General features: G+C 53.0%; 4 protein-coding genes. 2 read left to right on the plus strand and 2 right to left on the minus strand.

What is annotated here, in order from left to right:
• Window positions 1–7 precede the first annotated feature (7 nt).
• Together OSC10802_RS0109980 and OSC10802_RS39490 are read left to right on the plus strand one after the other, a co-directional pair.
• Window positions 8–1837, plus strand: a complete 1830-nt coding sequence (locus OSC10802_RS0109980) for an ABC transporter ATP-binding protein (protein WP_017716642.1) — start codon at window positions 8–10, stop codon at window positions 1835–1837.
• A 165-nt stretch (window positions 1838–2002) separates the two neighbouring features.
• Complete coding sequence (locus OSC10802_RS39490) at window positions 2003–3175, plus strand: clostripain-related cysteine peptidase (RefSeq protein ID WP_017716643.1); 1173 nt, start codon at window positions 2003–2005, stop codon at window positions 3173–3175.
• Window positions 3176–3376: 201 nt separating this feature from the next.
• On the opposite strand, the gene OSC10802_RS0109990 is transcribed toward OSC10802_RS39490, so the two are convergent.
• Window positions 3377–4522 carry an FAD-dependent oxidoreductase gene (locus OSC10802_RS0109990; protein WP_017716644.1) on the minus strand — a complete coding sequence of 382 codons (1146 nt, stop codon included), beginning with the start codon at window positions 4520–4522 and terminating at the stop codon, window positions 3377–3379.
• An 814-nt stretch (window positions 4523–5336) separates the two neighbouring features.
• Window positions 5337–10616 carry a PAS domain-containing protein gene (locus OSC10802_RS44185; protein ID WP_017716645.1) on the minus strand — a complete coding sequence of 1760 codons (5280 nt, stop codon included), beginning with the start codon at window positions 10614–10616 and terminating at the stop codon, window positions 5337–5339.
• Between the last annotated feature and the right edge of the window lie 343 nt (window positions 10617–10959).

Here is a 10959-nt window from a genome sequence, read left to right on the forward strand (position 1 = left end):
ACTGTAGATGACTAGCATATCACCCCTGACAGAGAATCGCGAACACCGGCCCCGGCGCGAAAATGACTGGCGCTTGCTCCTGCGCTTGGTGCCCTATGCCCGTCACAGCGGGCGGTTGCTGCTAATTTCCATGCTGCTGCTGGTGCCGCTGTCTGTCGCCAGTGCCATTCAGCCGATTATCATCGGGCAAGCCATCTCCCTGCTTCGCCAGGAGCCCAATATTTGGGCGTTTTTCCAGGGGAAACCCCTGTCTTGGGGGCTGAATGTTCTCACCGGCTTGCTATTCCTAACCATAGCCGTGCGCCTCGGACTGGAATCCCTGCAAACCTATCTGGTGCAGAAGGTGGGCCAAAAAATTACTGCCGACATCCGCAACGACTTGTTCGAGCACGTCACCTCTTTGGCGGTGCGATTTTTTGACCGCACTCCCGTGGGGCGGCTGATCACCCGCCTCACCAGTGATGTGGACGCCTTGGGAGAGGTGTTTTCCACCGGCGCGATTGGCATTGTCACTGATTTATTCTCTATTGCGGTGATTGCGATCGCCATGTTTGCCTTGCAGTGGCAGCTGGCTTTAATGCTAGTTCTGATGCTGGTGCCAGTTGCCGGTGTGGTGATATACTTCCAGCAACAGTACCGCAAAGCCAATTACCGGGCGCGGGAAGAGCTCTCCGCCCTCAACGCCACCCTGCAAGAAAATATCACCGGCATTAACGTGGTGCAGCTGTTCCGCCGCGAGCAATTCAACGCCGAACTGTTTCGCAGCATCAACCAGCGCTACGTCCTCGAAGTGGACAAAACCATTTTTCACGACTCCGCCGTTTCCGCGACGCTGGAGTGGATTGCCTTGGTGGCAATTGCCGGCGTACTCTGGCTCGGAGGCGTGCGCCTGTTGCAGCAATCTCTCAGTTTTGGGACGCTATCGGCGTTTATCCTGTTCGCCCAGCGGCTTTTTGACCCCTTGCGGCAATTTGCTGAAAAATTCACCGCCCTGCAAGCCGGTTTCACCGCCATTGAGCGGATTAGCGACATCTTCAACGAGCCGGTGGAAATCCGCGATCCAGAAGTATCCGGCACCCGGATCTCCCCTTCCGACTTCCCAGAGAAAACGGGGGAAATCCGCTTCGAGCGCGTCTGGTTTGCCTACAAAAAAGATGAGTACGTCCTCAAAGATTTGGATTTTACCATCCGTCCGGGTGAGAAAGTGGCTTTGGTCGGACCCACCGGCGCGGGCAAAAGTTCTATTATCCGCCTGCTGTGCCGGCTTTACGAACCCAGCAAGGGGCGGATTCTCATTGATGGCATTGATATTCGAGACATGCCTCAGGCTGAATTGCGCCGGCACGTGAGCGTGATTTTGCAGGATGGCTTTCTGTTTGCCGGTGATGTCAAGAGCAACATCACTTTGGGAGATAATTATTCCTTCGAGCAAATCCGAACAGCCGCCGAGCGAACAAATGTGGCGCGTTTTATTGAGGGGCTTCCTCAAGGTTATGACACTGAGCTGCGGGAGCGAGGCACCAATCTCTCTGGCGGACAGAAACAGCTGCTAGCTTTCGCTCGCGCTGCGATTCGCAAGTCCCGGATTCTGGTGCTCGATGAAGCCACGGCAAGTTTGGATGTGGGCACGGAAGCGCTAGTTCAAGACGCCCTCGACCGGCTGCTAGTAGAGCGCACCGCGATTATCATCGCTCACCGGCTGTCTACAATTCGCAATGCCAACCGGATTTTGGTGCTCAAACGGGGTCAGCTTGTGGAGCAAGGCAGTCATGAAGAATTGCTGCAGCAAGGGGGGCTGTATGCGAGTCTGTACCAGCTGCAGATGCTGGGGACTTAGCAATTTTGGATTGTGGATGCCCGGATTTTGGATTGAAAAAGGCAGCAGTAAAGCCTTGACCTCTGACCTCGTTGACCTCGTTCCCAGGCGGAGCCTGGGAACGGGGGGCTGGAGGCTCTGCCTCCTTTCGTGAACAAGCAGATTTAAAACATAATAGCATAAAATATGAATCGGAGAAAATTTATTCAATCTGCAGCTTTGGGAAGCGCTTCATTTGCAGTTAATCTGAGTCTGCTAAACCTCAAACCGCTAGAGAGTTCTTCTGCAAGCATGAGGGAGAAGGAGCGATTTGACTGGATTTTCCTGTACTGGATGCCCTACGACAACGACCTGTCGCGCTTTGGCCAACCTATCCTGGAGATGCTGGAAAAAGGGGTGCGGAGTGACAGTATCCTTGTGGCTGTAGAATCGGATTTGTGGGGTGAGAAAAACCTTTCAAGAAGGGTGTTCGCAAAAGACCGGCTAGAGGTTGAGCAGCTAGAAACTGCGAACAGCGCGAGTGAGGAAGTGTTTGCGGAATACCTCAATTGGGCGAACTCGCGCTTTGCTGCGGAAAAGTGGGCGATCGTGTTCTTGGGACACGGGGGGCGTTTGGATGAAATCAGTCCTGATGAAAATACAGGAACCATCCAGTTTGAAACCGAGTGGATGAATATCAAAAAGCTGAGTGATGTCATTCAGGAGTTTAATAAAAAAATCGGCAAGCCGGTGGAGTTATTATTTTTGCAAAACTGCAATAAGGCTACGATTGAGGTTCACTACACCTTTCGAGAGGCTGCCCGCTACACTCTGGCGTCTCAAAAACTTCTCGGCGCTCCGAATTACTATTACGAACAAGTGCTGCAATTCCTAGGAGGCAACCCAGGGGTTAGTGGGGGGCAACTCGCCGAGAAGATTATGGAATATGAGCGCCCAGATATGTACAGCAGCTACACGGTGACGGAGAACCGGCATCTCCGCGATCTGCCGGCAAGACTCAATCCGCTGATCGATGAAATTCTGTCTTCTCTGTCTTCTGATATGCCGGCAATTTCCCGCAGCGATCTGAAACCTTACCTGTACAGGGATGAACTCTTCGCCGATGCTGTGTTTTTGTTAACAGCGCTGGCCAAGCGGTCGGGTTCTGCTGAAAAGCGCTGCAATGAGTTTGTGGAGTTCTTAAAAACGTCAGTGATTTACAGGTATCAGCAGAACCCACAAAAACTCAACCCAGATTTATCAGGTTTGGGTTTGCTGTTACCGCGAAATAAGCGGCAGATCGAACAGTACCGGTATTTGCCGGCGTTCTCTGATTTGAAACTGGCTGAACTGTTTGAGGCTATTCTGTCTGACGGATAGCCGGCAGAATCGCAAGGGCGCAACAGCTCAGTAGGCGCGTGGCGGAACGCGCCCCTATGGGGATTTTTCAACTGCTTGGGGTGCCGGTTTCCCAGCCGGCTTGTACCTAGTTGAGATAGATAGTATTTTGGACTCTGGCTGAAAAGGCTTTACTGCCGTTTTTTCAATCCAAAATCCAAAATCCAAAATCCAAAATTGGTATTAACTTAAGAGAGCGCTCGACCTTTCAGTTATTTTTCCTGCTGACAGCATTTTTTTTGCTATCTCTACAACCTCCAGAGCGCAGCCCCATGAGAAACTGACACCAGAACCGCCGTGTCCGTAGTTGTGAATGATGCAAGTGCCCTGTTCTTGTTCCAAGCGGACATTCTGCTGGCGTAAAGGGCGCAAACCAACACGAACGGGTTCTTTCGGATCGATTTGGGCATTTTTTAGCACCGGCAAAAACTCAAGGCACCGGTCGAGGATGTCCTGAATGGGGCGGTAATTCTCCAAGCCAATATTTAAATCCCACTCATTGGCTTCAGCGAACCCTCCAAGAAGCAGCATTTTATGCCCTCTCGGCACGATGAAAATGAAGCCGGTGTCTTTCTCAGAGCCATCGTGGGAAACGCAGTGAGCCTTGGTGATGCGGGGCATCGTTTTGCCGTCGTTGCGAATGCGAATCAGCGCCCCTCGCAGGGGGGAAACGGTGTCATTCGTCAGTTCCGTCGCCCCCAAGCCGGTGCAATTTATGATGGCATCAACGCCGAAATAGGTTTTCATAGTTTGCTCTTCATCTGTTAAATAGCCCGAGATTTTTCCGGGTTTGATATAGCAACCGGCTCGCTCCACTTCTTTAAGCAGCCAGTCCATGTAAACGTCGGTATCAACCATCGGAGATAGATGGCTGTAAGCATCTTTCAACCCCAGATTAGGGCTGACTCCATTTTCTTCTATCAACCCTGCATCGTGGGAGAAGTCCAAAACTTTTTCTTGGAGTTCGAGCATTTTCTCAAAGTCTTTGGTACTTTCCTTAACTGGGTGTTTGAAATAAAACACTGACGGGCGCATAAAAACGCCCGTTTCCGGATGGTCAGCCAGAGTTGAAAAAATGTTGTAAGAAGTCACGCACCAGTCTTTGGAGCGTGTTAGCGAAATGGGGTCTTGATGGTGCCCGCACACAGCCGGTGGCCACTCCCACAAAGCACCGGCAACCACTGAAGTTATGTGGGGGGCAAATTTTTCGGCTACTACTGTCACCTCAAATCCCTGCCTTTGCAAACACAGAGATGTCGTGAGCCCCGTGACACCGGCACCAATTACAAGGACTTTTCCTTCAGCTTTTTTTGCGGTTTTTGTTAACATTTATTTGGCCTCGTTTTGTTGTGGGAGTTATGTCTCGCCTTGTGACTCAACCTCAGGTCAAGTCATCCGGCTCCAGTAGAGATCCCCTGCTAAACTGACAGACTGTTTCTCTTATCCCAAGTTGAGATAGATAGTCTTTTGTCTTCTGGCATAAAAAGCTTATCTGTGGGCCGTTATTTAATCCAAAATCCCAAATGTAGAGCAGCAGTCATATTGGTTAGAACACGCTATGGCCCAATTGCCGGCTGCTATATCAGAGGTTAGGGGCGGGTTTATAGGTGTTGTAGCTGTGTGGCACTCTTTGTGGGTGAACCCGCCCCTACATCATGTTAAACCCCTTGTCCTAACCTAAGTGCCTACTGCTATAAAATCCAAAATTGGCATCATTTCAAAGCCCCTGCACTCGGCTCTATCTCGAAAATGCAGCTGTCAAATCTGCTTAATTTACGCTCTTGCCGTTAAGCGATCGGGACTTACGCTTGCGCCTCTATCTGTAGGGTGGGTTAGCGATAGCGTAACCCACCACACAATTAAGTGGCGTAAGTCCTGTTGCTAAAAACCCGATTGCCCGCACCGGCAACCCAGCACCTCTTTAAAAGGGGGCGGCATATCCCATAACCTCTGGCACCCAGTTGCGATTTGTTTATCTTGGAACACTCAGCCGCACTCCTATTAACCATTTAACCACACCCTTCTGTAAATTTTACTAAATTTTCTTTTTTTTATGTTGATTTAACAATTATCGTGTCCGCTCAATTCCGCCTCCCAATCAAATTCATGAAAGCCGCGCAAACTGAATCTCTCGAACGGGCCGCTACGTCAGGTTGGCAGACCTTTCGGAGAGTCTCCTCACCGGCACTGTAATCGCAAACTCTGTGCCCTCACCGGGTTCAGAATTCACCTCAATCCGCCCCCCGTGCTTGGCGACAATCTGGTAGCAAATCGAAAGACCTAGCCCACTCCCCTGACCGACAGGCTTGGTCGTGAAGAAGGGGTCAAAAATCTTATTTTTAATTCCTGCCGGTATGCCGGGGCCATTATCTCGAATTCGCACCCGAAGGTGATGGGGGCCTACGGGTTCTGTCCGAATCACAATTTGCTTTTCCGCTTGCATGCTTTTCTCCAGTAAGGCGTCAGCAGCATTGCTGAGGATATTCATAAACACCTGATTCAGCTGGGCGGGGTAACACTCAACCAAAGGCAAATCTCCGTACTCCTTAACCACCTCAATACCTTTTTTGAGCCGGTGCTGCAAAATTAACAGCGTGTTTTCGATGCCAGAGTGGAGGTCAACCTCCTTCACCTCGGCTTCATCCAGTCGGGAGAAGTTGCGCAGCGACAGGACCAGCTGGCGAATCCGCTGTGTGCCTACCTTCATCGATAATAGCATTTTTGGCAGGTCATCTGCAAGAAATTCCAGGTCAATGGCCTCCTGTTTGGCTTGAATTTCTAGAGTGGGGTGGGGGTATTCCTCCTGGAATAGCCGCACTAAGCCCAACAGGTCTTCGATGTACTTATCGGTGTGTTGAATATTGCCGTGGATAAAGTTAACGGGGTTGTTAATTTCATGAGCGATGCCGGCCACCATCTGGCCAATGCTCGACATTTTTTCGGCTTGAATAAGCTGGGCTTGCGTTTGCTGGAGTTGGTGCAGGGCATTTTCCAGCTCCTCAGTTTTCTGTCTCAATTCAGCCTCGGATTTCTGCAAGGCATCCTCCGCTTGCTTGCGCTTGACCCACATGGCAATCTCGGAGGCGGCTAATTCCAGCGCCTTGAGAGTTGCGTCGGAAAGCGGTTTGCGGGCAAACATTGCGATCGCACCCACCACCTGACCTTCTACCATCAGGGGATAGCCGGCAAAAGCCACCATTCCCTCCCGAAGAGCCCACGCCTTGTCACTGACGCGAGGATCGTCTTGAACAGAATTCGTCAGGTGAGGTTTGCGCTCGTGAGCGATGGAGCCGATTTTGAATTTGCCCACCGGCACGCGGCTGTGCGAGCCATTAATATGCGTGTACATCCCCGCACTGACTTGCAGTTCCAGCACGTTCTCCTCAAAGTTCAGCGTCCAGATGCGAGCGAAAGCCGCATCGAGATGCCGGACCGCCGCCTCAGCGCACTGGTGCAGCATATTCTGCAGCGTGTCGCTCTGACCGAAGGCAGAGTCCACCTCCGCACGAAATGTTGCCAGGCGCACTTGCTCCGCCAGCGCCTTTTCCGTTTCCCGCACTTCTTCGAGGGCAAATTCCAGCTGAGTGGCTTTTTCGCGAGCCAGATGCGAAGAATTGCGGGCGCGGGCGTAGAGTTCAGCTTGGTTGATAGCGATCGCAAGCTGGTTGGCAATGCGAGACAGCAGTTCCAGCTCTGAATCGCTCCAGGGTCGCGCCTTCTGGCAGCGAACGCAGTGGAGAGCACCGATCTCACCCGATTGCGTCTCAACCGGCAGCGATAAAATAGAGCAATTCCCTGAAGCGAACAGCAGCTGCTGCAGCTGTGGGTCGCTCTCAGTTCTGACATCATCCACCCGGAATATTTCCAAGCGCTGCAGCTTCTCAGAAAGCGGGCGAAAGGTTTCTGCCGGCACCAGCCCCAGCCAGCTGGGGGCGCTAATATTCTTAGCTTCCTGAATCACTTCCCAGCGGGGTTCAGCCATATTGGAGCGATACCAGCCGAAGGTGCAGATATCAATCTCCAACTGCCGGTGAATCTCCCGCACAGCCGTTTCCAGAATCGTATCCAGCTCCAGAGAGTTGCGGATCTGGTACGCCAGAGAGTTTAGCAGCTCTTCGTGAACCGCCAGATCCCGGAAGCGAGCTTCCGATTCTCGCAGCGCCTTTTGCGAGCGCTCGCGCTCAATCACTCGACCGAGTTGGGTGCCAATATTGCCGACAATCTCTAACAATTGCTCGTCCCGATCTCTCGCCTCGGGCGAGAAGAACTCCAGCACCGCCACAACTTCAGCCCCCACCAGCACCGGGAAGGCAAAACCGGCTTTAATTCCGAGGTCTTCCGCCCTCCTCATCCAAAACGGCTCCTCGCTGACATTGGCGCACCACATCGCTTTGCCACTGGCGAGAACCCGACCGGGCAAACCTATTCCTGGAGCGAAGCAAGTGGCTTCAGTTATGGTGCGGAATGTCTGGAACCGCTCTGGATCTTTGATGTGCCAAATCTTCGCAGGAGCTAAGTTCCCTGTGGCGTCAGGAAGGTAAACCTGTCCCACCGGCCAGCCGGTAAAAGCGCAGATTTCCTCCAGACAGCTCTGCAGCGCCTCGGCGCTCGTCGCCAGCTCGTTGCAAGCCACAGCCATTCGCTGCAGCAGCTGCACGACTCTGTTCTTCTCTCGCAGCGCCTCCTCCGCCTGCTTGCGCTGCGTGATGTCGGTCCTGATGGCTAAATATTGAACAGGTTTCCCGCTGTCATCTAAAAAAGGGACAATCCCACTGTGCACCCAGTAGTAACTTCCATCTTTGGCTCGGTTTTTGATCTCTCCTTTCCAAACCTCGCCCCTGGCAATCGCTGACCAAAGATCCTTGAAAAATTCTTTGGGATGATAGCCAGAGTTGAGAATTCGGTGGTCCTGTCCGAGCAGCTCTTCTCGGGAATATTTGGAAATCTCACAAAATTTATCGTTGACATAAGTGATAGTTCCCTTCGGATCGGTTATGGCCACGATGGAAGTTTGATCCAGCGCCAATTTGATGTCTGACAGTTCTTGCAGCGAGCGCCGGAGGGCAACTTCAGCAGCTTTGCGCTCGGTGATATCCATCATCGAGCCGATCGTGCGCACCGGCTTCCCCCGGGCGTCACGCACGACAAACCGCCGGTCAATTACCAGGGCGTAAGAATTGTCCGCGCGGCGGTAGCGGTACTCGCCCGACCAAATTTCCCCACCGCTGTCGATAACCTCTTGAACGCCGGCGCTCACCCTCTCCCTGTCTTCTGGGTGTGTGCGCTCGTACCGCCAAGCGGCAGTGGGCTCAACTTCCTCTAGCGAGTAGCCGAAAAGTGTCCGCACGCCTTCGTTCCACTCCACTTCATCGGTCAGCAAATTCCAGTCCCAGATCGCATCATTTGTGGCTCGCGTCACCAGCCGGTAGCGCATTTCTCTCTCCCGCAACTCTTCCTCGACGCGCTGGCGCTCAGCAATTTTTTTGTTCAATTGCCTGATGACGTGCCTTAACTGAACCGTTCGCGCCTCGACTCTGGTTTCTAGCGCTTCGTTGCTCGAACGCAGCGCTTCCTCCGCCTGCTTGCGGCGAGTAATGTCGGTAACTGTTCCGTCAATTCGGACAGGCGTTCCGCTTTCCGAGCGAGCCAGACTCAAATGGGCGCGAACCCAGCGCACCTCAAGAGCCGGTCGCACAATCCGGTATTCTATTTCTTGATTGCAGCCGCCTGATAAAAGCACCTTCAGAGCGCTTTGCAGCTGCAGCCGGTCTTTCGGGTGAGCCACTTCTATCCAGAGGTGCCGGTTGGAGAAAAACTCTCTCGGAGGGTGCCCATAAACTTTTTCGACGGCGGGGTTGAGGTAAAGCACCTCGAAAGTCCCGGCATCCACTGACCAAACTGCGCTGTCGAGGGAATTGAGAATGCTGTTGAGCCGCGCTTCGCTCTCCTGCAATGCCGCCTCCGCCAGCGAGCGCACAGCAATCTCTCGCTGCAATTCACGGAGGGCGCTATTTAATTCCTCTGTCCGCTGGCTGACTCGCATTTCTAGCTCTTGGTTGAGCCGTTTGAGATTCTCCTGAGCCTGTTTTGCGGGTGTGATGTCGCGAGCGACTCCATACAGTAACCCTTCTTCCGGCACCGGCACAGCTGTCCACGCCAGCCACTTGTAAGAGCCGTCTTTGCTGCGATAGCGATTCTCGAAGCTGCCCGAAATTCCGCTGCTGGCAAGTTTCTGCATTTCCGCAGCAGTTGCCTCTCGCTCCTCAGGATGGAGAAACGCCAGGTACGGTTTGCGAAGCAGCTGTTCACGGCTGTAGCCGAGTGTTCTTTCAAAGGCGGGATCGATCCGCCTGAAATAGCCGTCGGCACCGGCAATGCAAAGCATGTCGGAGGAGAGGTTGAAGAAGCGCTCCATCTCCGCTTGAGAGCGCTTGATTTCCTCTAGGGATGCAGCGACGCACCCGATCAGCTGGTTCAGCGAATTTGTCAGCTGCCCGATTTCATCAAAGCTTTCCACCGGCACCCTCAGGTCAAAGTTGCCTTCCGCCGTGACGCGCCGGGCGATTTCGGTCGCGATTCTCACCGGGCGCGCTATCGCCCGACTGGTTCGCCGCGCCAGAATCACCGCCAGCGCCACTGACAGCACAATGCTAGCGCCAACCGTGCCGATTCGCAGTAACTGCGCCTCTCGCAACGCGACTCCAGCCGAGCCCTCTTCCTGCGCCGCACGCGACAGCAGTTTGGTCAAGCCCTCCTCAAACTCCTCCAGCTCAACTCTTCCCCCAGAGCCGGCTTGCCTCCCCCACTCTGCTGGAGCGTCAAATTTCTTTGACTGCCCAGAGGCTGTCCCCATTTGCTCTAGGAGCGCTTCCAGTCGTTGCGTGCCGGCTTCGGCACTCCCCCCATAAACCCGCAGAAATTCTCCCACCTCTGCAGCTCCTGCATCCCCCTTTCGGAACACTTCCGCTCCTCCAGAAGATTTCAATTCCGCCAACAGAGCCTTTAGCCGGTCCAGCGCCTGCCGCATTTCAGCTTTTTCGCTTTCCATCCCGCCTGGGGAACCCTTTTGCATTTCGCTCCCCAAAACCGTAAAATTTTGACTGAACTTTTGAAAAGTTTGCTGCCGCTCCCTCAACTCCAGCACAGCAACTTTCAACTTGAACAGCACGATTCGCTGTTCTTCCTCGCTGTGTTTGCGAGCCAGCGCCTGCGTTTGGCCCCACTCTCCCGCCAGCAGCCCCGCACCCGCTCCCAAAACCGCTATCCCAACTGTCAGGGCATACCCATACCCAATCTTTTTCCCAATGCTTGCGCGACTGAGCCGCAGCTCCCCCCACTGTTTATTAAATTTTCTTAAAAGTTTCTCCCCTATGGCAAAAGACAAAAGACCGGGGTTAGGGCAGCTTTGACTTGGGTCAGTCATGGCAATCACCTTTCAGGACAGCATTCCTTTTCATTTTCCAGCTTAATCTAAAGTGGGGGTTAAAAATCTAAAAATTGCCTTAAGTTTCAACTTAGCCGACCGCCCATCAGCAAAATAATCCCTCTTCCGACTGGGTTTTACAGCCGGTTTCGGAGTGGGTGGGTGTTTAAGCTATAGGCTACTGTTGCAGAAAGCTTCAGCTCCAACTTGGCTAAACCTTCGATAGGCCGGTTCGCACAGATTCACTCAATCGATATTTCGCGAAATGCAGTACATCTACTTAAGCGCCTGTCCTACCCGTATATAGTGGAATTTACCACCTAAATGTGAAGATCTCGTGAAG

Origin of the sequence: Kamptonema formosum PCC 10802, from assembly GCF_000332335.1 — a bacterium.
Lineage (GTDB): Bacteria > Cyanobacteriota > Cyanobacteriia > Cyanobacteriales > Oscillatoriaceae > Oscillatoria.

Coding starts and splice junctions, on each gene's coding strand:
- OSC10802_RS39490 (WP_017716643.1), top strand. CDS start 2,003: ATGAATCGGAGAAAATTTATTCAATCTGCAGCTTTGGGAAGCGCTTCA.
- OSC10802_RS44185 (WP_017716645.1), bottom strand. CDS start 10,616: ATGACTGACCCAAGTCAAAGCTGCCCTAACCCCGGTCTTTTGTCTTTT.
- OSC10802_RS0109980 (WP_017716642.1), top strand. CDS start 8: ATGACTAGCATATCACCCCTGACAGAGAATCGCGAACACCGGCCCCGG.
- OSC10802_RS0109990 (WP_017716644.1), bottom strand. CDS start 4,522: ATGTTAACAAAAACCGCAAAAAAAGCTGAAGGAAAAGTCCTTGTAATT.